We start from the raw sequence: 18,614 nt of genomic DNA, 5'->3' as shown, positions 1-18,614 counted from the left end.
ACCCGAGAATGACCGGATCTCAACTCTCCGCCTTCGCAAAAATCTGGAAGTGCTGGCGATCGATGAGATCGTAATCACCTACCAGGAGATAGCCGGCGTCCTCCATTTCGCGCCGGACCTCTGCTTTCTCGACTCTGTGATCGAATAGGCCGGAAACGAATCCACGAGGATAAAAATCGAGAATCGCGACGCGACCGCCGGGCCGTAGCGATGAGGCAAGAGACCGAAAATAGGCGACGCGGTCATTTATTTGGTGGTAGGTATCGCAACTGAACACCAGGTCGACGGGCTCTGGAAGTCTTGGATCGTGCGGCTCGGCCAGGACCGGTCGGACATTCGGGGTCCCTCGGGCGACCATCTCCTTGAAGATCATGTTAATGGCTCGCTCCTCGATATCAACCGCATAGACCGTTCCTCTTGGCCCGACCGCCTTGGCCAGATGCCAGGTAAAGTACCCTCCGCCGGCACCCAAGTCTGCAACGCGCGATCCCCGCGCGATGGCCAGCTTTTCAACGACGACTTGTGGTTTCTGCCAGACGTCCCGCGAGGGATCGTTCATGCGCTGATAGGCCCGCTCGATACAACCGGTGAGAGAGAGCATGACAACCAATAACGCGCTGAACAACTTGCGTGGCAACCTGTGGTGCATAGCTTTTTCCGTTCTCGAGGCCTGTGTTTCGGATCGGTCAAGTAGGTTGACCGGGATGACGACGATCTCCAACAGGGGATGTTTGGTGAACACGTCGCCGAACGATGTTCGGGTGGTGTCCTGTGGCATCAGGATCGGTTCAAGGCTTTCCGGCCTCGTGATGCTCTTTCGAGTCATTCTCGGCGGCCTTCGCGACCGCGACGAGGACCCCATCGCGGAGCTTAAAGGAGCCCACCGCTGCGATCTGCTCGCCGGCCGCCAGGCCGGTATGGATCACGATCTCATCCCCGAACATGGGGCCGCTTTCAACCTGTCGGGTATGGACTCGGTTGCGTCCATCTTTGTCCGACAGGATGACGAATACTTGGTCGCCTCCCGGCCCCTTACGGAGCGCGCTGACTGGTATCGCGACGACTGTACGTTGAGGGCCGACCGGGACCCGGACTCGGACCGAAGCTCCGGGTGCCGGTACATTGTTGGTGCCTTCGATTCTGGCACGTATCATGGCATTCCGGGTCGTCGGATCGATGCGGGCGTCGAGAGCCACGATCTTGGCCGTGACAACCGGGGAATCACCGGCCGCGAGCACTTCGACGGCTTCGCCGCCCTGCAAGCCGGCGGCGATCTGCTGCGCGACTGTGAAGTCCACATGCACGGCTTCGCCGACGCCCTGGAGCGTTGTGAGCAACGTCCCCTCCTCTAGATACTGGCCTGGATGGACATCGGCAATGCCGACGCGCGCACGGAACGGGGCCCGGATCGTCTTCTTGGCGATGATGGCCTTCGTGCGGGCGATCTGAGCTCGTGCCACATCCAGGTCGGCGCGGGCGCGATCCACTTCTTCCTGCGTGGTCGCCAACTCTTGATTCAGGCTTCGCCTGCGATTGAGGATTGTTTTAGCCAGGGCGGCCTGGGCTTCTTGGGCCTTGAGCTCCGCTTCTTCCACTGACACATCGAGCGCAACCAGTAACGTCCCCGGTTCCACGATCTGCCCGGGATGAGCCGGACGTCCCGGACCGTCCCGGCGAGTTCGTTCTTCAGCGTGATGGAACGTAAGGCCAGCACGGTGCCGATCGACGTGGTAGTCTGGCGGTGGTCGATCGCTCGTGCGACGGCAAGGGTGACCGACTCCATCGGCTCCGGCTGATTGGCCGAGGCGGCCTGCTCGCTCTGGAACGATTCGTACTTCCATGACGCGAGGCCGATGCCCAGCAGGAGCACAAACAGCACAAGTAAGATCGATCCGACCCAATTCTGACGATTCATGGTTAGGCTCGCCGGACCATGTTACCAAATTCTGAGCCTCCATGGCTTGGGTCTCCGTTTGTCACGGTCTGCCCTTGCGGAGCGATGGATGGGTCAGTCAGAGGACGGCAGGGAAGGATAGCGGTCAATGATCAGGCGAGGCTGGTTGATCATCAAGGCCACACTCAGTCCGCCAACTCGGCCAGTCGCTTTTCCAGAAACCGCTGTTCCGGTTCTTGCTTGGTGAGAGCAAGCGCCTTTTTGTATGAAGCGCGGGCCTCTGCGTCTTTTCCAAGTCGTCGACAGAGATCAGCCCGTGCAGCGTGCGCCAGATGATAGTTGGCCAACTCACCGCCGACCAGGAGATCATCAACCAACTCTAATCCCTTGGCTGGTCCATCCCGCATCGCGACCGCCACGGCTCGGTTAAGTGCGATGATCGGTGATGGGTCGGCGCGCAAGAGCAGATCATACAATGCGACGATTTGAGACCAATCGGTCTCAAGGGTGCTTGGGCCTCGGCGTGGACCGCGGCAATGGCTGCCTGCAAGGTGTAGGGACCGAAGCGCCGTGAAGCCAGTGCTCGTTCGATCAACCCGATGCCTTCCCTGATGAGGTTCTGATTCCACAGAGAGCGGTCCTGATGTTCCAACAATACGAGCCCTTTGTTTCGGACGTGCGTGCGGCACGCCGTGATTCGTGCAGCAACATCAAGGCAAGTAGACCCATGACCTCCGGCTCCGGCAAGAGATGTAAGAGGAGTCGGCCGAGGCGAATCGCTTCGCCGGATAAATTGGCTCTGGTGAGCGAGGTGCCGAACGAAGCCGAATAGCCCTCGTTGAACAGAAGATAGACGACGTGCAACACCGTATCCAATCGGTCCGGCAACTCGGCTGGAGGCGGCACTTCGTAAGGGATGCGCGCATCGCGGATCTTCGATTTGGCGCGCACAATCCGTTGTGCAATCGTGGCCGGTTTGGTGAGAAACGCATGTGCGATTTCTTCCGTGGTGAGATTGCAGACCTCTCGTAGGGTCATGGGCACTTGTGCGTCCGATGAAAGAGCTGGATGACAGCAGGTGAAAATCAGCCGTAATCGATCATCCTCGATGTGCTGATCCTCCTGCTCCACCGGATCGCTCGTCGCCGTTTCGATCTGCTTGGCGAACTCCCCAAGGACGCGTCGTATCGGGCACGCCGTCTCATGCCGTCGATGGCTTTGAAGCGGCCGGTGGAGACAAGCCATGCGCGAGGATTGACCGGTACGCCGTCGCGTGGCCATTGCTCCGTCGCCGCTACGAACGCTTCGTGCAACGCTTCTTCGGCTGCGTCGAAATCGCCAAGCAGACGAATCAACGTGGCCAGCACCTGGCGCGACTCGGAACGATAGACTTCTTCCACCCTCTCGCGCGCCTGTGTCAGTGAGTCGTCGCTCATGGTGAATCCCGTTACGCGCAACCGTGCTCCTTTAAGGGGCGGACTTCCACCGCGCCGAAGCGGGCGGCCGGAAAATGAGCCGCCACACGGATGGCGTCGTTCAAGTCCGGCACGTCGATCATGAGAAATCCACCGAGTTGCTCTTTGGTCTCGGCGAATGGGCCATCGGTGGTCGACGTCTTGCCCGCTCGGACCCGCACCGTGGTCGCGGTTTCCACCGGATGGAGCGGGGAGGCGGCGAGCAAGCGGCCGGCTTTCTGCAATGTGTCACAGTAGGCCATCGCTTCATCGGAGATCGCGAGGCGCTCGTGATTTGGAAAAGCATTCAGCACTTTTTCTTCGACGTAAACCAGGCAGAGATATTTCATGGTGTACTCCACGTTCTGTTGGTGGTTAATCCATGCAGTCTATTCGGTCATTCGTTGTCACCTCCTCATAGGTCCTCCTTTTTCCCGTCTGGAGATGAACGCCTACTTGCTGGTCGTCGGAGTAGCCTGAAATCGACAATCGTCTTCCACGCAAGCGGGATAGGCCTCGAATCAAGGAGCCTGTCCGACATTGACCGTTCTACTGCGACGAACGATCTGCAACCATCTGCATCGTTCTCGGCCCGAAAAATCCTCAATGTATTGTATTCCAGCGAATACACTTCCGGTTTTTCCAGGCCTGCGGCCTCGCATCTTGCCGCACCTCCTTCGCCTCTCGTCACGAACGGCAATGCCGGACGAGCCCTGGGACAACGGCTATGATACCTCGTTCTGATGAGGTGAAATAGGCGGAAGATATCTGATTGGTTGAACCATTCATAACGCTCAACGCCGTCAAGCAAGTGAAATGTCGGTGGAATACTGCTTGACGCCAAGCCGGAACGACGGTATCCAATGACAATGAGTCAACCGGACAATACGCTGGCCTACGGATCTGTCGTGCTCGCGGCGGTTCTGTGGGGCGGTTCCATTGTGGCGCAGAAGATGGCCCTCGGCTCGTTTTCCGCCGTCGAAGCGTCGGTCCTGCGCGATATCGGAGGGCTGGCGATCCTCCTCGCAACCTGGTGGTCGCAAGAAGGCGGTACGATCAAAATCAGTCGAGTCGACATGGGGTCGCTGGGGCTACTCGGGCTCGGCGTGTTGGGCAACCATCTGCTCATTCTTATGGGACTCAACTATGTGAGCGGAGCGGTTGGCGGGGTGATTATCGGATCGAGCCCTGTCGTCACGGCCCTGCTCTCGGCAATGTTGATTCGAGATGTGCCGTTGCGCGCAGTGTGGGCCGGAGCGGTACTTTCCTTCGCGGGCGTCGGACTGGTCTCCGTAGCAGGCTTTCAAGCGGCGGGCGAGCAGCCGCTACTGGGAAGCATGTTGGTCTTTCTCGGCGTCGTGAGTTGGGCGCTCTATAGTATCGGCAGCCGCGCCATCATGGAGCGAATTTCGGCGCTGACCGTGAATTGGACGTCACTGATGGTCGCGACGGTCCTACAGATTCCGCTCCTGTGGACAGATCAAAAAATGATGACCGCCGGTGTCACCTCGGTGACCACCTCTGATTGGCTCGCACTGGGCTATCTCATCATCTTTGCCACGGCTGTGGCCCAGCAGGCATGGCTTTTTGGCGTGAAAGGCATCGGACCATCGCGGGCCTCAGTCTTGGGGAACCTGACACCGGTTGCGGCAATCGGGCTATCCGCCCTGATCTTGGGGGAATCTGTCGGGGTGTTCGAACTCATCGGCATCGGGCTCATCCTGGCCGGGGTTTGGGCCGTCAATCGTCAAACGGCAAAGCTTGATCAAGGCTAGCCCGCATTATTCATGAACGCTTCTACTGCAACCGCCGATACGCCGCTGCGACAAGCCGTCATGCAACATTGCGGCATGCCGGCGGGCGGGCTCGCCCCTCGCGACCTCGACGTACTGTATCAAGTACGCCTTGGCCTCTCGGGGCTCCACGCGCCCGTCCCGCTTGGCGTCTTGGCGGTTTCGTCACGAACCGTCATGAATAATGTGGGCTAGTCGTTCGCCTGATTCCCTGCTCGCCTGTTCCTGATGATTCCAGTATGATACGGCTCCGCTGACTGAGAGGCGCAGCTGTGTTGAAACAGCGTATTGAAGCCGTTACAAGGGCCAACCAGAAATTCTACGATGCCTTTGAGAGCCTCGACATCGCCAAAATGGACGAGATCTGGGTCCATCAAGAATATGTCACCTGTATACACCCGGGCTGGACGATTCGTTCTGGGTGGCCCGCCGTCCGCGATTCCTGGGTGCTGATCTTCAATAACACCTTCTCGATGAAGTTCGAACTCACCGACGTGATGGTCCAGGTGGCGGGCGATATGGCTTGGATCATTTGTGTCGAGAATCTCACTACCCAACAGTCCGACGAACCGCAACAAGCCAAGGTCCTCGCCACGAACCTCTACGAACTGATCGGCGATGAGTGGCTGATGATCCATCACCACGGCTCGCCGGTGATGGGCTAGCGTGTGAGGTCTCTCCTTGCTCGCGCAGCCCGCACACAAATCAATCGGATTCTTGCTGGATGATGGTGTGCTCGCTGCATGCGCGCAGTGGGAGAGACCCCACGCGCTAGCCCGGGGTTGTGGGGAAGAAAGAGAACCAGCCGGTGCTCTGGGAATGCGCGCAGTGAGGAGACCACCAGGCCGCCCGCTTGGAAGAGAAAAGAAGAGAGAAATGGCGGTGCTCGCTCGTAATACGCGCGGAAGAAAACCACACCACCGCTTGCCTCGCTCTTGGCAACGAGAATGAGGTCGGAGTAACGTATGCCCATGTTCGCCACACTCCATGGCGGCACGATGAGCATCGCAATGCATCTGGTGAGCATTTCAAACAGCTTGTTGTCCTTTAAGCCAAGCGCCGGCAAATGAGCGACCTGTTTGTAGACTCCTGGGGAACAGGCACGCCTGTGGTGCTCGTGCACGGCTCGCTCGCGACCGGTGCCGAGGAGTGGCAGGCGCAGCGACCGCTCGCCGATGAGGGTTTTCGACTGTTGGTGCTTGACCGGCGCGGCTACGGACAAAGCCCCGTGGCGGAAGGTGAGGATTTCCTACGCGATGCCGACGACATCGTTGAACTCATGGGCGATGGCGCGCACCTCGTCGGGCACTCTTACGGAGGCCTTGGAGTACTGTTCGCAGCCGCCCGCCGTCCGGATGCGACGCTATCTCTGGCGTTGCTGGAGCCGGCTGCACTCGCCTTGGGCCGGCACGTTCCTGCCGCGCGGACCCTTGCGGACGAAGTTCGAGCCCTCTGGGATCAGGACCTCCCTGATGAAGACTGGGTCAACCCACTGCTGTCCAAAATAGTCGGCTGTTTCGAGTTCTTCCCCGTGAATGCGGCATATGAGACGGTCTCTGGTCACCCATCCAGTTCAGGTTGTCCGGTCTGCTGTCCAAGATCAGGTAGCGAATAGCCTCTGTTGGGGCGGCGCTGGTATGAGCAGCGGCCGTTCAAAGGGCGCATTGAGCCAGTCCCACAGATCCCGATAGGTCAACAGATTGAAGCGGAGCAACGCGGCCAGATTCGAGAGACTCCAGGGCCACGTGGACTTCAGCTGCAGAAATTTCAACAGCAGCATCGCGAGCAGGGCGATCCAGATTTGGACCTGTACGGCGTTCTCACTCGTGCCCACAAACGTCTTGATCCGGAGATGCTGTTTCAAGGCCTTGAAGAGGAGTTCGATCTGCCAGCGCTCCCGATAGATGGCGGCAATCGTGCTGGCCGCAAGCTGCATGAGAGTGGTCAGGAACCGTAGCGGCCGCTGCTGTCTCTCATCCCAGATCGTCACCTGTCGCAGGGGGACCGAGCACCGGTCAGCCGCATGGGAACTGGTGAGACGGATCACCTCATCGACCAGCACCGGTCCGCGTGTCGGCACGGAGCGTTGCTCCAGCACTTCGTAGAGCATGTTGGTGCGGGGACGGGTGACAAATCCCACCTCGTCGACCGTCCAACGATGATAGCGGGCATAGTCGAGATACCCGCGATCGATCACCACGATGGTGCCTGGCGCAAAGGTGAGCTGTTGGGCGATCCGCACGTCGTTGGTGTCGCCGTCGGTCACGAGGGCCCAGCAGGGCAAACACCCCTGGTGATCCAGCTGCAGATGGAGCTTGATCGCCCCCTTCGTCCGCTGGAATCTGGCCCAATCGAACACCGTGGCACAGAGTTCAATGATCGTTGCGTCGAGGGTGCGCAAGGGGTGCTTGAACCGGAACCGGCGGCGCTTCAAGGCCGCGACGGCTTGGCAACGGGTGAGGACTTGATAGAAGAGCGTCTCGTACAGCTGCCAGGGCCGATGCGCATTGGCATAGGCCAGCGTGGACCGAGTCGGTGTCCGACGGATGCCAAGGTGGACGAGTTTGCCAAGGGCGGTGGCCAAGCCGCCACAGATTTCTCGAAGTGAGTGCGCACTACCCATCTGACAAAACAGCATCGCTATCAAGTGATCCCAGCAGCTGAACCCCTTGGCTGCTCGCTCAGCGGCGTGCTGTCGAACGGCCCGAGCGAAGTCCGCGCGATCGATCAGGGCGAGCATTTGCGCAAAGCAACTGGCGACGGTTACCATACTGCACCTCCGGCTTGTGGGTGCCACGGCGCGGGAACGCCGTGGATGGATGTGCGTTGAACAACCTATCCTACTCACAAGCCGGAGGCCTGTTGAGAACTTATTTTGGACAAGAGTGGGGTCAACCGCTTTTTGCAAGCAGTGGGAAGTGACCCCGACAGGCTGCCTCCCGAAGTGATCGCTGGCATCATGCCACTGGTGCCCGTGCTCCGCCATGGGCGGCCGGTCTGGCATAGCGAGCTGCCGCTGGCGGAGCTGGCTGCGGCCACCTTTCCGAAGCTTGTCATATCTGGTGGACACAGCGCGGGGTTCGACGCGATATGCGACGAACTCGCTGAACACATCGGCGCGTCTCGGGCGGTGGCTGCCGGCGCCGGCCACGAGATCCAGTTCACCGGAGGACCTCTAAACGAGCTGCTGCTCGCGCTGTGGTGCGGAGCGAATTCACGCTGATCTGAACAAGCAGACCTCCAAGTTCTCCTGCCGAATAACCATCACCTGCATGAAGACATTCCACGAAGCTCTTTCCCAAGACGATCATCTAAGTGACTTGACCGAGTCAACCAATTGGCTGAGAATGTCCCGCGCCTGACCAGTCGTGAGAGTGTCGTGGGCGCCATGTAAGACTTGCGAGAGCCAGTGTGACCCTGACTCCCATCTGCAGCCTTTCAATCTATACGCATGTCCTCAATCGGGGCGGCAAAGGGGTACGGAACCCAGCCGATACGCTGGCTCAAGGGTTGAGCCCTTCGCAGCTATAACGGAACTATGCCGACCTGTATAGCAGGCTACCTCTGGTGGATAGAGCTGATAAGCCTATGAACCAACACATGAATTGTGCGAGAGTTGGCACGCAGTATCTGCGTACTATGCCGGTCAGTATACTCAACAGTTATCCAGACGTGTCACAGGAGACCTGAAGATGCCAAAGACCGCAAGGCCGGCGATCCCCGTTGAGACGGCGGCGGCTGTTTACTTTCGCGACGGATGGATCTGTGCACTGTGCCACCGCCCGACCGTTTTTCACTTGGCGTTCAAGTACGCGGGACAGTTTGTGGCCACCCGTCTGCCGGATATGCAGCTGGCCTACTTTCATCCGAACTGGCGTCGAGACGCTTCGCCTTTGCTTGACGAGCTCGGTGCTTGTGTCGACCATGTTCACGCGTATGCGAGAGGCGGTGCGCACGATCTCTCGAACTTTGCGACGGCATGTGGGAAGTGCAACACGCGCAAGAGTGCTCGAGAGAAGGCGGAGTATCTAGATGCCAATCCGCCTCATCGAGTGAGGGGGAAGTATGGCGAACCCACGCGATGGGATGGGCTTTCGTCCTTGTTCGTGGTGCTGGCGCGCGAGTCGCGTGAACTCCTGACAATGACCGAGAAGCGTTGGCTGCACACGCTTGAGGCGCATCTATCCGGTGCCGTCCCAGAGGTGAAGTCGTGAACTGCGATCCAAGCGGGCTCCGGGCAGTGGCGCGGGATAACTCGCGGATGGAGCAGACGACGCGGTCGCCGTCACGTCCTGCCGGTCGAGTAGCCTATGAGAAGGAGACCGTGTCGCAGCTCAGCCGCACGTTAGCCGGTAAGATTCAATGATTGTCAAGTCAGGAGGCGTATGAAACAGCGCATTCTCATTCTCGGCGCCGGCTTTGGCGGGCTCGAACTCAGCACCATGCTCTCGGAGGCGTTCGGCGATCGTATCGACGTGACGCTCATCGACAAGAACGACTCCTTCTATTTCGGCTTCTCGAAGCTCGACGTGTTGTTCGGGCGCACGAGGCCCGACGCGGTGCGCCTGCCGTATAAGAAATTCGTGAAGCCCGGCGTGCGGGTTCTCCAGGAAACGGTCTCATCGATCGATCCCATAGCGAAGCGTGTCACGACCGATCGCGGAACCCACGAGGCGGATTTCCTGGTCGTCGCGCTTGGAGCAGACTATGATTTTGCCGCCACACCGGGCCTGGCGGACGCCACCGAGTTCTATACCTTAGGGGGCGCGACGCAACTCGGTGGAATCCTGCCCACGTTCACCAAGGGCCGCATTCTCATTGCCGTCGGCGGGGCGCCATTCAAATGCCCGCCGGCGCCCAGTGAAGCCGCGCTGATGATGCACGATTACCTCGCGACTCGCGGCATCCGCGGCGCCTGCGAGATCACGCTCATCCTCCCGCTGGAAGTTCCGGTCCCTCCGTCGCCCGAGACCTCGCGCGCGCTGCTCGCCGCGTTCGCGGAGCGGAACATCACGTTCGTCGCAGACCGTGAAGTGCGATCGGTCGAGACGCAGCGCCGGGTGGTAACCCTCGACGATGGCCGCGAGTTTCCCTACGACCTCTTCCTTGGCGTCCCGGCCATCCGTGCCCCGAAGTTGCTCGAGGAGAGCGGCATGACCGAGGACAAGTATGTGCCAGTGAAGCCCAAGACGCTCGAAACGCGCTTCCCTGATGTCTATGCCGTCGGCGATTGCGCGCGACAAGGCACGCCGAAAGCCGGGGTCTTTGCCGAGGGCGCCGCGCGTGCCGTGGCCACAGCCCTGATTGCTCGCCTGCGGAATCAAGAGTCACCGGTCACCCACAAGGGAACGGGCTCGTGCTACATCGAGTTCGGCGGCGGGCGGATCGGGCGCGTGGACGTGGACTTCTTCTCCAATCCCGATGGTCCGACGGGCACGTACTACGAGCCTTCGGTGGCTCTCCGCGCCGACAAGGAACACTTCGGTTCGAGCCGCCGTGCCCGCTGGTTTGGCCTGTAGAGATGAAAGCGGCTAACCAGATCACCGGAGCCGACACGCTCGAGGGGGAGGGTTTTCTTCCATTCGGCGGCGACCGTGCTGCTGATGGGAAGCAGGGTTGAAAATTATCATCGGGTGCGCTGCGGTATTGGTTGGTTCAAGAATCCGGTTGGTGTAGAATGCGCCCATGAGTATTAATGAACTTGAAGCCGAGGTATTGAAGCTCGACCCAAAGTCGCGAGCGCGCTTGGCGGGGAAACTTTTGGAGAGTTTAGAAAATCTTTCCGAGGCGGAAAATGCCAGGCTTTGGGCGGAGGAGGCGCAGCGCAGAGATGTGGAGATGGATGCCGATCCTGGCGTTGACGTGCCGGCCGCGAAGGTGTTCCACGATGCATGGGCCAAGCTGAAATGAATGGAGCGAGTTTCCTATCATCGGTTAGCCCACCGTGAATTGAACGAAGCCGCACAGTACTACGAGTCAGAAAATCCCAGGCTGGGAGCGGCGCTCCTCGACGAGGTTGAGCGCTGTACTCAAGCCATCGTGAACTTCCCCGAAGCTGGTTCGCTGATCACGAAGACAGTCCGCCGGCGACTTGTTCTCCGATTTCCCTAAGCGCTTCTCTATTCCATAAAGCCCGACAAAATCCGAGTGTTGGCGGTCATGAACCTGAAACGCCGACCGATGTATTGGGTGGGTCGGAAGTGACCAGAGAAGCAAGAAGGTGCATGGACGAGGTTGGTCAGGCTTCTGGGTGGTGAAGGGGACATCGTCGAGAAGCAGGATTCTCACCCACTCGGCGACGACAGCGCTACATTCGGCTATGGTGATGGAGGCATCTTGTCGGAACCCCATGGACTCTTCGGACGATCGTTGACATGCGGAAGAGCTCTGGCTAGAGTTTACCCGTAAACTGCATGACAGTTCCTTGATCCATGGGAGGTTGTATGTCGGCCGATGTTGCTGAGATTGAAGCCAAGATTCGATCGTTGAGCCGAGAAGATAAAACCGATCTGCTGCGGATGCTGATCGCGGAACTGGATGGACCGGCTGATGTAGATGTTGAGCAGGCTTGGTTGGCAGAAGCGCAACGCCGACATCGTGAGGTCTTGGAAGGGAAAGTGAAGCCGGTCCCCGGCGAGCGAGTCTTTGAAAATCTCCGTGCCCGTTTGGAACGATGACGTTCGAGTTCCACCCGGAAGCCGAAGTGGAACTTATTGAGGCGGCCGCATACTACGAACGACACGTCCCTGGTTTGGGCGATCGGTTCCAGTGTGAAATTCGCCGCATCGTCGATTTATTGGTGAGCCAACCGCAGATCGGGGCTCCCGCCGATCCAAACCTTCGCAAGTTCATCCTCACTCGCTTCCCATTTACCCTGTACTACAGCATCACGGCAGATGTTCTACGGATAGAAGCTGTAGCCCACCACAGTCGGCGTCCAGGCTATTGGAAAGAGAGAATTGTTCAGTAGCGGGTGAGATTGTCGGCGCGACCGACGGCACTTCATTTTGTCCACATGATGGGCTCATGACCGACAGCGTACGTCGAGCCAGTATTCACGATCTTGACCGGCTCGCGGCGTTGTTCGATGCCTACCGTCAGGTTTATGGGCAACCATCAAACCTGGTCGTTGCCCGGCGATTCTTGAGTGATCGTCTATCTCGGAATGAATCTGTCGTGCTGATGGCTGAAAATCGTGCTGGGAGCGCGGTCGGCTTTGTGCAACTCTTTCCGACGTTCTCTTCGATCCTTGCCGCACCGATGTATCTGCTCAGCGACTTGTTTGTCATACCTGAAGCCAGGCGGCGAGGTGTTGGAACTCGATTGCTCGCTTCTGCGGCCGAGACCGCTCGTACGGCTGGTGCCGTTCGTTTGGAATTAGCGACGGCGATTACGAACAGGTCGGCACAACGGCTCTATGAAGCGATGGAGTGGCAGCGGGACGAGTTCTATCTGTATAGATTGTCGTTGTAGCGCAGGACGATGGTTGGTCAGATTTTCGATGGGGTAGCTGGTACTTCGTCGAGTCGCATTGATTTCATCCATTCACCGACGATGGCATCGCGTTGCTCCATCGTCATGCCGGCGTAGGCATGAAACATCTGAGTGCCACGACGACGCCTCCAGGTGAGAAAGTTGAGGAAATGGTCTTTGCAAACGGATCGAGTCCCGGCCGGGGCATAGGGGCTCGCCAGGCAATCAGGCACGCAGCAACTGGTGTCCAGCATGTAATTCTCCCGGTGATGCTCCTCAGTATGCCGGTCGGCGTTGTCAATTTTCAAGGCTCCGGCCAAGACTGTCTCTTGACCTTGCCGACTTGCTCGGGTAGGAGTGTTCCTATGCAAGTATTCTCTCTCGTCGTCCTTTTCCTCGTTCTCGCAACAGTCCCCATCAGTTGCAGCGCTTTGATGGCAAGGAGCCTGGGGAGCAGTCCATCAGGAGATTCATCCGCATCGAGAGCGGACCTTTTGCCTCAAGGTGTCGCCGTCGGTGATATCAGTTCCACCAGCGCGTTGCTCTGGCTGCGAACTGATGGGCCGGCCATCGTACAGGTCGAATGGGCATCGCTCTCAACCTGGGAACGGGCATCGAAGCTGGCGACGGTAGTGGAACCGGTGTCTCGCACGGCGGAACTGACGACGACGGCGGAGACGGATTATACGTTGACCATCCCTCTTCAAAGGCTCAGTCCCGCGACGCGATATCGCTACCACATCCTGATTGCGCCGAGAGAGCAGGGCAACCAACAGGTTCCAACGAAGGTTGCGGCGAGGGGAGAGTTCACCAGTCTGCCGGATGGGACGACGTCCGCACCGGTGACGTTTGCCTGGAGTGGAGATCTTGGAGGTGGAGGACAATGCCGCCAGGGGACCGACGGCTATTCCATCTTCGATGTGATCCAACGACACAATCCAGACTTCTTTCTATTTCTCGGCGACACGATTTATAGCGATCATATCTGCACTTCCCCGCCGAACGAGCCTGGTGCCGCTTTCAAAGCGACTACGTTACAGGAGTATCGGGCACGCCATCGCTACCAACGTGAGGCCAAGTCTTTGCGTCGGCTTTTAGAAACTGTGCCAGTGTATGTGATGTGGGATGATCATGACGTGAGGAACAATTTTTCTGGCCCGTTTGACGAGCAGATGCCGGCAGGCCGGGAGGCATTGCGGGAGTACTGGCCAATCGCTTCCCCGGCACAGGATCCGCATCGTCTCTACCGGCTGGTACGTTATGGTGCCGACCTCGAACTCTTTATTCTGGATACCAGGCAATATCGGAGTCGTAATGCCGATCCGGATGGTCCGGCCAAGACCATGCTCGGAGCAACACAATTGGCCTGGTTGCTCGATGGGCTCCGCACTTCAACTGCGACATGGAAAGTGATCGTGACCTCCGTTCCGCTCTCGATTCCAAAAGGTGGCAACGTCGATGTTCCCGGCTATGATGGCTGGGCCGGAGGGCCGGACGGTACCGGGTTCGAGCGGGAACGGCAGGTCATTGTTGATGTGATTCTCAAGCACAAGATCAAGAATGTCGTCTTTCTTGCAGGCGACGTGCATTGGGCACAGGCAAACGCTTATGATCCTGATCAAGACGGCGTCGTCGATTTTCACGAATACATCGCAGGGCCGCTCTCTGCACCCTCAGGAAGGTTCGCGCCGACTCGCGAGGAACTGCATCCGAGGCAGATCTTTTACGAGTCGGGGTACTATAATTTCGGCCTGGTTCGGGTCACCAAAGATGCGTTCGAGGTGACGGTGGTGGACGAGGCCGGTGCTCAGCGATTTTCTCACGTTGTGTCGGCTAGGCGATAGACCGATCTCACCTGCTCAAGCCCCTTGCAATTGCGGCAGATGGCCGGGTACCGTACACTTCCCAAGATCAACGTCACATTCACTTCAACAACTGAGAGAGGAACACTATGTCAGGATTGATGTCCGCCGATGATATTTTCTCGAAAGCGGAAGCGGCGGCCGTAGCGGCGACCGGGCCGGATGAAAAGGCCCTGCAAATCGATTACGACGCATTGAAAGAGAAATTTCGCAAGGCGTTGGGCGACCGTAAGGTTGCGCTTTGTCACATCAATAAATTCTTACCGGAAGGATACGAGGATCAAGGTCGGTTCAATCTGGTACTACTGACGGCGGGGAACGTGGTATTCGACATCGTCATCGGTGATTCCTATTTCCGGTACGATGTCGTATCGGTCGGTCAATTGGACAAGGTGCAGCTGATCGACGCGATGTGGGAGAACCGAGAAAAGCGTCGAGAAGAGCCCTTCCTAAGCCTGCGCTTGATGCATGGTGAGGAAGCCCATCTCCTGTTGGCGCTTGACGACAATGAACGGGCGAGTCTGCTGAAGTTTGCCTCGGCGGTCACCGCAGCACGCAACCCAGAACGCTGAGCGTACACTCGAAGTCAGTGCAGGCGTGTTAATCTGTCTCATTCCATTTCTCGCAAGGACTCAGGCGTTGAGTGGAGGTATCCCGCCAGATGAGGCAGAGTTTCGTTTCATGCGGATTGCCGAGAATATCAGCGTACGACACGATTCCAAGTATCACAATGAACCAGTCCTTGCGCTCCAAATGCATGCCCTGCACGTCGGTCAGTGGGGTTATTAAAGCGACTGTCCGCCGCAGGGTAGCTTCCTGACCAACTTCTCCAATTTCTTCGACATCCGTCGTCAGTTTTAGGGGCATGTCCCAATCCGGGAATCTGTTAGAGGTCCAAACGGTCATCACCAGGCGGGCTTTAGTCGCCAGTGCAGGGGACTGCCCGGCATTTTTGAGGAGGACCGTTGCTGTTGGGACGTTGTGCTGGACGAGTGGGCCGACGATCGTCGCTTCTCGCACCGTCATCCGAGCACGCTCCCCAGTCTGCTGACTTCCTCCTCGCATCGACACAATCGTTACAGATGCCGCGATCAGAGCGAACCCTACAAGTGTAATTGAACCGACAAACAGATACCGACGTTTTTGGGGGCTGTCCTTCCGGGTTGGTTGAGGTTTAGTCATTCATCGGTTCAGGTGTGTATCCTGCGTCGCAGGATGAACAAGAAGGCCTGTTGTCTGCAGGTTGCCTTCCAGTGGCAGACAACCCCGAGTTCTGAGCTCAACAAGCGCAGTGCCGCTGCCATGCGGAACTAGGCCCGTCATTGCCCACAAAGCTTGAACCGGAACGGTTTAGATAACGTGGTGCGAACGGGACATCTTTCTACTGCTGACAGGAGCAGAGTCTTGTCTGTCTCAGATAATCCGTCTGGAAGCTCCACGCTGTATTCGCACAACGGACCATCAGGGGTATTGCGGTTGAGCGAGACGGCGACTGATACGCCGGAAAGCGGAATGGCATGTTTCTCAGCAGCCATGCGTACGGTCATGTTCATGCAATTCGCCAAAGCGGCTTCGAGTAGTTCGTGAGGACGGAATCCACGACCCCCGCCGCCCTTATCATGTGTTGTATCTGATACCGAAACGTGTTCTCCGTTTGTGAACTGTGTGTGAAATTTTGCAAGTTGGCTGTCTGCACGAATCATAGAGGGCCTCATTAGGGATGACTGATATGCTAGCTCACCGGCATATCGTCTTTCGCGTGTCGTCGTGAAGCGCAGAATGGGTTTGCCTCGTAATGCGTAGCATCTGGTTGCCTCCTCGTTGAAGCTGATACTGAACCGACTGACCTCCAGCTGCATATCCTAATGACTCGACCTTTCGAATGAGCGGCTCGACATAGGGGGAAGGCTCGAGTGTGAGCGTCATCAGCGGGAAGATACGAACCTCTTTTGCCACACGAAGCATGTCGAGCACGCTTGCAAGATGGAACTCATAGGAGAAGTGGTCCGAGTAGAGAAATAAGAAATGGGAACAGAGTGCCAAATCGAATTGATCGTTCCGGAATTCAAGGTTCGGTAACTCCCCGACGAGATATCGTCCGTCTCTTTTCCCGACATCATAGTCGGCTATGAAGCGAGTTAAGACTTTCACTCGGTTTTCGCGTAGATGTTCTGGTGAACGATGGTATGTCCACACCCAATCATCAGGTGTGCCCTTCACCTGCTCGATGATGTTGTCAACCACGGCATGGAATTGTTTTTCGATATCGTCCGCACTGAATGTGAATAGTGGGTCGATCGAGACGACACGTTTGCCCATCACATGCATTTCTGCGTTGAAACTCGCCGGCCCATCTCCAACCCCTACAATATTACGTTCGAGGTCAACTTCCGATAATCCGAACATCAGGCGATATTCGTCCAGTGACCGGCCAAACGGAACCACTTTTCCAAGTTGCATCGCCATCGGATTCTTCTCAGAGCCTATCCCGACAAGCCAGCATCATAGGTAAGCATGGTTGGTGGCACTATCCGAACACTGGGAGTTGTTGTCAAGTATCACTCGTCACAAAATGCTGCTCAGTATGGTTTCAAAGTGCCGCTCTTATTGTTCTAAAATGACGAAGAGCGAGCGGCAATGCCGGTGCCTCCGACTACCGATCCAAGCCTCTCTCGGAGGCCGTTATGATGGCGCTGCTCCTTCACCTCCTTTATTCTGTCGCGCATTTGAGGTCGAGCATGGCAAAATATCAGAGAAAAATATTGAAGAAGCCTCATTCATGTCGCAGGAGGCGCATAAGTACGATGAGCAGGCCGGTGTGATACCGTCGCGGAGCATCCTCGTCCGATTTCAGCAGCACCTCCGTGAGTTCCGGAGGTGCTGCGGTGTGTCGCTCGAACAGATGATTGTCCGTCGCCGTGGAAGAGTCATTGTCGCTCTAGTGATTCTGTTGTGCTTGCTGTATCTCGGCTACCGCCTTTATGACGGCAAAAACGACGCTGCGGAGCTTCGTCACGAGCCGCTTGAAGAAACCGTCCCTGCCGTGATCGTCACCCTTCCCACGGCGGTGCCGCCGACCGAGACAATTACTCTTCCCGGCAACATTGTGGGCTGGTACGAAGCGCCGATCTACGCGCGGGTCACGGGCTATGTGAAAATGTGGTACACGACCTACGGAGCCCGGGTGAAAAAGGGTGACCTCCTCGCCGAAATCAGCACGCCGGATCTCGACGCCGAATATCGGAAGGCCAAGGCCGATCTGAAATCGGTGCGCGCTAGGTATAAACTCGCCGAAGTGACGGCGAAACGTTTGATCGCGCTGCGCTCAACCTATGCGGTTTCCGAACAGTCGATCACGGTGGAAGAACAGCATATGAAAACCCAGGCGGCTCTGGTCAAGGCAGCCGAGCAAAAGGTCAAGAACATCGACGCGTTCATCGGGTTCAAAAAGATCCTTGCCCCCTTTGACGGCGTGGTCGTCCAGCGCAACATCAATGTCGGTGATTTGGTCAGTAAGGAAGGCAATCTCAGCTCCCCCAACGGGATCACCAACCTCTTTACGGTGGCCATCGTCGATAAATTGCGTCTCTTTGTCAATGTGCCGTCGCGGTTCGGCCCTTTCCTTCACCCGGGCCTGACGGTCGACGTGACGGTGCCGCAATTGCCCGATCGCCATTTTACCTTCAGCTTCCTGACCATCGCCCGTCACTTTGAGCCGGGCACACGCACCGCGACCACGGTCTTCACGATCGACAATAAAGATCATGCGCTTTGGCCCGGCTCTTACGCCCAGGTCCAGATCACGGCACCGGTCGATAGGCAAGCCTTCACGATGCCGTACACCGCGCTGGTGTTTCAGGAGCACAATGCACAGGTGGCCGTGGTGACCGAGGATGACCGCGTCCACTTCAAACGCATCACGATCAGCAAGCTCACGAACCAAATTATCGAAGTGGAAAAGGGGCTTTCCGCAAGCGACCGCATCATCAACAATCCGAGCAACGCATTGCTCGAAGGCGACAAGGTGCGCATCGTCACGCCGGCATCCGACGAAGACCGTCCCAACACGCAAGAACCCTCGTCAGAGCAATCATCCACGGAAGGTGACCAAGGCGGACTCTCTTGAGCATGATCGAGC

The 18,614-nt window shown here is 57.7% G+C and carries 28 protein-coding genes; 16 read left to right on the top strand and 12 right to left on the bottom strand.

All coding sequences use genetic code 11. The annotated features are described in order from the left end of the window. Positions 1-19 precede the first annotated feature (19 nt). From P0120_03950 to P0120_03925, 6 genes are all read right to left on the bottom strand, one after another. On the bottom strand, positions 20-826 hold the full coding sequence (locus P0120_03950; GenBank protein MDF0673488.1) for a class I SAM-dependent methyltransferase: 807 nt from the start codon (positions 824-826) through the stop codon (positions 20-22). Beyond that, positions 789-1,943 carry an efflux RND transporter periplasmic adaptor subunit gene (locus tag P0120_03945; GenBank protein MDF0673487.1) on the bottom strand — a complete coding sequence of 385 codons (1,155 nt, stop codon included), beginning with the start codon at positions 1,941-1,943 and terminating at the stop codon, positions 789-791. Before P0120_03945 ends, P0120_03950 begins: the two co-directional genes overlap by 38 nt. Positions 1,944-2,079: 136 nt before the next feature. Further along, on the bottom strand, positions 2,080-2,355 hold the full coding sequence (locus P0120_03940; protein ID MDF0673486.1) for a hypothetical protein: 276 nt from the start codon (positions 2,353-2,355) through the stop codon (positions 2,080-2,082). Between the two features lie 130 nt (positions 2,356-2,485). Further along, positions 2,486-2,932 carry a hypothetical protein gene (locus P0120_03935; protein MDF0673485.1) on the bottom strand — a complete coding sequence of 149 codons (447 nt, stop codon included), beginning with the start codon at positions 2,930-2,932 and terminating at the stop codon, positions 2,486-2,488. 47 nt (positions 2,933-2,979) lie between these two features. Continuing rightward, a complete protein-coding gene (locus P0120_03930) occupies positions 2,980-3,330 on the bottom strand; it encodes a sigma factor (GenBank protein MDF0673484.1) in 351 nt (116 codons plus the stop codon). Positions 3,331-3,341: 11 nt separating this feature from the next. Beyond that, on the bottom strand, positions 3,342-3,698 hold the full coding sequence (locus P0120_03925) for a YciI family protein (protein ID MDF0673483.1): 357 nt from the start codon (positions 3,696-3,698) through the stop codon (positions 3,342-3,344). Between the two features lie 513 nt (positions 3,699-4,211). Between P0120_03925 and P0120_03920 the strand changes: the two genes are divergently transcribed. From P0120_03920 to P0120_03910, 3 genes are all read left to right on the top strand, one after another. Continuing rightward, positions 4,212-5,123 carry a DMT family transporter gene (locus P0120_03920; protein ID MDF0673482.1) on the top strand — a complete coding sequence of 304 codons (912 nt, stop codon included), beginning with the start codon at positions 4,212-4,214 and terminating at the stop codon, positions 5,121-5,123. Positions 5,124-5,135: 12 nt separating this feature from the next. After that, entirely contained in the window at positions 5,136-5,336 is a 201-nt protein-coding gene (locus P0120_03915; GenBank protein MDF0673481.1) for a hypothetical protein, read from the top strand. A gap of 77 nt (positions 5,337-5,413) precedes the next feature. Beyond that, the gene (locus P0120_03910; GenBank protein MDF0673480.1) at positions 5,414-5,806 is read left to right on the top strand and encodes a nuclear transport factor 2 family protein; all 393 of its coding nucleotides are present in this window, start codon (positions 5,414-5,416) and stop codon (positions 5,804-5,806) included. Here P0120_03910 and P0120_03905 read toward each other — a convergent pair. After that, a complete protein-coding gene (locus P0120_03905) occupies positions 5,803-6,207 on the bottom strand; it encodes a hypothetical protein (protein ID MDF0673479.1) in 405 nt (134 codons plus the stop codon). The two genes, P0120_03910 and P0120_03905, sit on opposite strands and share 4 nt — an antisense overlap. Between P0120_03905 and P0120_03900 the strand changes: the two genes are divergently transcribed. Next, positions 6,208-6,756, top strand: coding sequence for an alpha/beta fold hydrolase (locus P0120_03900; GenBank protein ID MDF0673478.1), 549 nt, complete (start codon positions 6,208-6,210; stop codon positions 6,754-6,756). On the opposite strand, the gene P0120_03895 is transcribed toward P0120_03900, so the two are convergent. Then, positions 6,742-7,911: an IS4 family transposase gene (locus P0120_03895; protein ID MDF0673477.1), complete on the bottom strand. Its 1,170-nt coding sequence runs from the start codon at positions 7,909-7,911 to the stop codon at positions 6,742-6,744. The genes P0120_03900 and P0120_03895 overlap by 15 nt on opposite strands. A gap of 105 nt (positions 7,912-8,016) precedes the next feature. Between P0120_03895 and P0120_03890 the strand changes: the two genes are divergently transcribed. From P0120_03890 to P0120_03850, 9 genes are all read left to right on the top strand, one after another. Continuing rightward, entirely contained in the window at positions 8,017-8,364 is a 348-nt protein-coding gene (locus P0120_03890) for a hypothetical protein (protein MDF0673476.1), read from the top strand. A 469-nt stretch (positions 8,365-8,833) separates the two neighbouring features. Continuing rightward, a complete protein-coding gene (locus P0120_03885) occupies positions 8,834-9,355 on the top strand; it encodes an HNH endonuclease (protein ID MDF0673475.1) in 522 nt (173 codons plus the stop codon). Beyond that, positions 9,352-9,507, top strand: coding sequence for a hypothetical protein (locus tag P0120_03880; GenBank protein ID MDF0673474.1), 156 nt, complete (start codon positions 9,352-9,354; stop codon positions 9,505-9,507). The genes P0120_03885 and P0120_03880 overlap by 4 nt, the downstream gene beginning before the upstream one ends. 19 nt (positions 9,508-9,526) lie before the next feature. After that, positions 9,527-10,660: an FAD-dependent oxidoreductase gene (locus P0120_03875; GenBank protein MDF0673473.1), complete on the top strand. Its 1,134-nt coding sequence runs from the start codon at positions 9,527-9,529 to the stop codon at positions 10,658-10,660. A 166-nt stretch (positions 10,661-10,826) separates the two neighbouring features. Next, positions 10,827-11,051 (top strand): addiction module protein, encoded by a 225-nt coding sequence (locus P0120_03870; protein MDF0673472.1) that lies wholly within the window; start codon positions 10,827-10,829, stop codon positions 11,049-11,051. Beyond that, positions 11,052-11,252, top strand: coding sequence for a hypothetical protein (locus tag P0120_03865; GenBank protein MDF0673471.1), 201 nt, complete (start codon positions 11,052-11,054; stop codon positions 11,250-11,252). Positions 11,253-11,584: 332 nt separating this feature from the next. Further along, positions 11,585-11,818, top strand: coding sequence for an addiction module protein (locus P0120_03860; protein ID MDF0673470.1), 234 nt, complete (start codon positions 11,585-11,587; stop codon positions 11,816-11,818). Further along, the gene (locus P0120_03855; GenBank protein MDF0673469.1) at positions 11,815-12,111 is read left to right on the top strand and encodes a type II toxin-antitoxin system RelE/ParE family toxin; all 297 of its coding nucleotides are present in this window, start codon (positions 11,815-11,817) and stop codon (positions 12,109-12,111) included. Before P0120_03860 ends, P0120_03855 begins: the two co-directional genes overlap by 4 nt. Before the next feature lie 56 nt (positions 12,112-12,167). Continuing rightward, positions 12,168-12,614: a GNAT family N-acetyltransferase gene (locus P0120_03850; protein ID MDF0673468.1), complete on the top strand. Its 447-nt coding sequence runs from the start codon at positions 12,168-12,170 to the stop codon at positions 12,612-12,614. Between the two features lie 17 nt (positions 12,615-12,631). Here P0120_03850 and P0120_03845 read toward each other — a convergent pair whose 3' ends face one another. After that, the gene (locus P0120_03845; protein ID MDF0673467.1) at positions 12,632-12,868 is read right to left on the bottom strand and encodes a hypothetical protein; all 237 of its coding nucleotides are present in this window, start codon (positions 12,866-12,868) and stop codon (positions 12,632-12,634) included. Between the two features lie 111 nt (positions 12,869-12,979). Between P0120_03845 and P0120_03840 the strand changes: the two genes are divergently transcribed. Beyond that, positions 12,980-14,458: an alkaline phosphatase D family protein gene (locus P0120_03840; GenBank protein MDF0673466.1), complete on the top strand. Its 1,479-nt coding sequence runs from the start codon at positions 12,980-12,982 to the stop codon at positions 14,456-14,458. A 107-nt stretch (positions 14,459-14,565) separates the two neighbouring features. Then, complete coding sequence (locus P0120_03835) at positions 14,566-15,048, top strand: hypothetical protein (protein MDF0673465.1); 483 nt, start codon at positions 14,566-14,568, stop codon at positions 15,046-15,048. Between the two features lie 28 nt (positions 15,049-15,076). Here the strand turns inward: P0120_03835 and P0120_03830 are convergent, their stop codons facing one another. The 3 genes from P0120_03830 to P0120_03820 all read right to left on the bottom strand — a co-directional run bounded on the left by P0120_03830 (position 15,077) and on the right by P0120_03820 (position 16,942). Then, positions 15,077-15,502 (bottom strand): hypothetical protein, encoded by a 426-nt coding sequence (locus P0120_03830; GenBank protein ID MDF0673464.1) that lies wholly within the window; start codon positions 15,500-15,502, stop codon positions 15,077-15,079. 293 nt (positions 15,503-15,795) lie between these two features. Further along, positions 15,796-16,179, bottom strand: a complete 384-nt coding sequence (locus P0120_03825) for an OsmC family protein (protein ID MDF0673463.1) — start codon at positions 16,177-16,179, stop codon at positions 15,796-15,798. Positions 16,180-16,213: 34 nt separating this feature from the next. Beyond that, positions 16,214-16,942, bottom strand: a complete 729-nt coding sequence (locus P0120_03820) for an SAM-dependent methyltransferase (protein MDF0673462.1) — start codon at positions 16,940-16,942, stop codon at positions 16,214-16,216. A gap of 421 nt (positions 16,943-17,363) precedes the next feature. Between P0120_03820 and P0120_03815 the strand changes: the two genes are divergently transcribed. Beyond that, a complete protein-coding gene (locus P0120_03815; GenBank protein ID MDF0673461.1) occupies positions 17,364-18,602 on the top strand; it encodes an efflux RND transporter periplasmic adaptor subunit in 1,239 nt (412 codons plus the stop codon). Positions 18,603-18,614 lie beyond the last annotated feature (12 nt).

This window comes from Nitrospira sp. (assembly GCA_029194675.1).
Classification (GTDB): Bacteria; Nitrospirota; Nitrospiria; order Nitrospirales; family Nitrospiraceae; genus Nitrospira_D.
This window is presented reverse-complemented; position numbering and strand designations above follow the sequence as displayed.

Excerpts from the sequence above, each read along its gene's own strand:
- P0120_03950 (MDF0673488.1), bottom strand. The coding sequence starts at position 826 with ATGACTCGAAAGAGCATCACGAGGCCGGAAAGCCTTGAACCGATCCTG.
- P0120_03935 (MDF0673485.1), bottom strand. The coding sequence starts at position 2,932 with ATGACCCTACGAGAGGTCTGCAATCTCACCACGGAAGAAATCGCACAT.
- P0120_03930 (MDF0673484.1), bottom strand. The coding sequence starts at position 3,330 with ATGAGCGACGACTCACTGACACAGGCGCGCGAGAGGGTGGAAGAAGTC.
- P0120_03925 (MDF0673483.1), bottom strand. The coding sequence starts at position 3,698 with ATGAAATATCTCTGCCTGGTTTACGTCGAAGAAAAAGTGCTGAATGCT.
- P0120_03920 (MDF0673482.1), top strand. The coding sequence starts at position 4,212 with ATGACAATGAGTCAACCGGACAATACGCTGGCCTACGGATCTGTCGTG.
- P0120_03915 (MDF0673481.1), top strand. The coding sequence starts at position 5,136 with ATGAACGCTTCTACTGCAACCGCCGATACGCCGCTGCGACAAGCCGTC.
- P0120_03900 (MDF0673478.1), top strand. The coding sequence starts at position 6,208 with ATGAGCGACCTGTTTGTAGACTCCTGGGGAACAGGCACGCCTGTGGTG.
- P0120_03895 (MDF0673477.1), bottom strand. The coding sequence starts at position 7,911 with ATGGTAACCGTCGCCAGTTGCTTTGCGCAAATGCTCGCCCTGATCGAT.
- P0120_03885 (MDF0673475.1), top strand. The coding sequence starts at position 8,834 with ATGCCAAAGACCGCAAGGCCGGCGATCCCCGTTGAGACGGCGGCGGCT.
- P0120_03875 (MDF0673473.1), top strand. The coding sequence starts at position 9,527 with ATGAAACAGCGCATTCTCATTCTCGGCGCCGGCTTTGGCGGGCTCGAA.
- P0120_03870 (MDF0673472.1), top strand. The coding sequence starts at position 10,827 with ATGAGTATTAATGAACTTGAAGCCGAGGTATTGAAGCTCGACCCAAAG.
- P0120_03865 (MDF0673471.1), top strand. The coding sequence starts at position 11,052 with ATGGAGCGAGTTTCCTATCATCGGTTAGCCCACCGTGAATTGAACGAA.
- P0120_03860 (MDF0673470.1), top strand. The coding sequence starts at position 11,585 with ATGTCGGCCGATGTTGCTGAGATTGAAGCCAAGATTCGATCGTTGAGC.
- P0120_03855 (MDF0673469.1), top strand. The coding sequence starts at position 11,815 with ATGACGTTCGAGTTCCACCCGGAAGCCGAAGTGGAACTTATTGAGGCG.
- P0120_03850 (MDF0673468.1), top strand. The coding sequence starts at position 12,168 with ATGACCGACAGCGTACGTCGAGCCAGTATTCACGATCTTGACCGGCTC.
- P0120_03845 (MDF0673467.1), bottom strand. The coding sequence starts at position 12,868 with ATGCTGGACACCAGTTGCTGCGTGCCTGATTGCCTGGCGAGCCCCTAT.
- P0120_03840 (MDF0673466.1), top strand. The coding sequence starts at position 12,980 with ATGCAAGTATTCTCTCTCGTCGTCCTTTTCCTCGTTCTCGCAACAGTC.
- P0120_03835 (MDF0673465.1), top strand. The coding sequence starts at position 14,566 with ATGTCAGGATTGATGTCCGCCGATGATATTTTCTCGAAAGCGGAAGCG.
- P0120_03830 (MDF0673464.1), bottom strand. The coding sequence starts at position 15,502 with ATGACGGTGCGAGAAGCGACGATCGTCGGCCCACTCGTCCAGCACAAC.
- P0120_03825 (MDF0673463.1), bottom strand. The coding sequence starts at position 16,179 with ATGATTCGTGCAGACAGCCAACTTGCAAAATTTCACACACAGTTCACA.
- P0120_03820 (MDF0673462.1), bottom strand. The coding sequence starts at position 16,942 with ATGGCGATGCAACTTGGAAAAGTGGTTCCGTTTGGCCGGTCACTGGAC.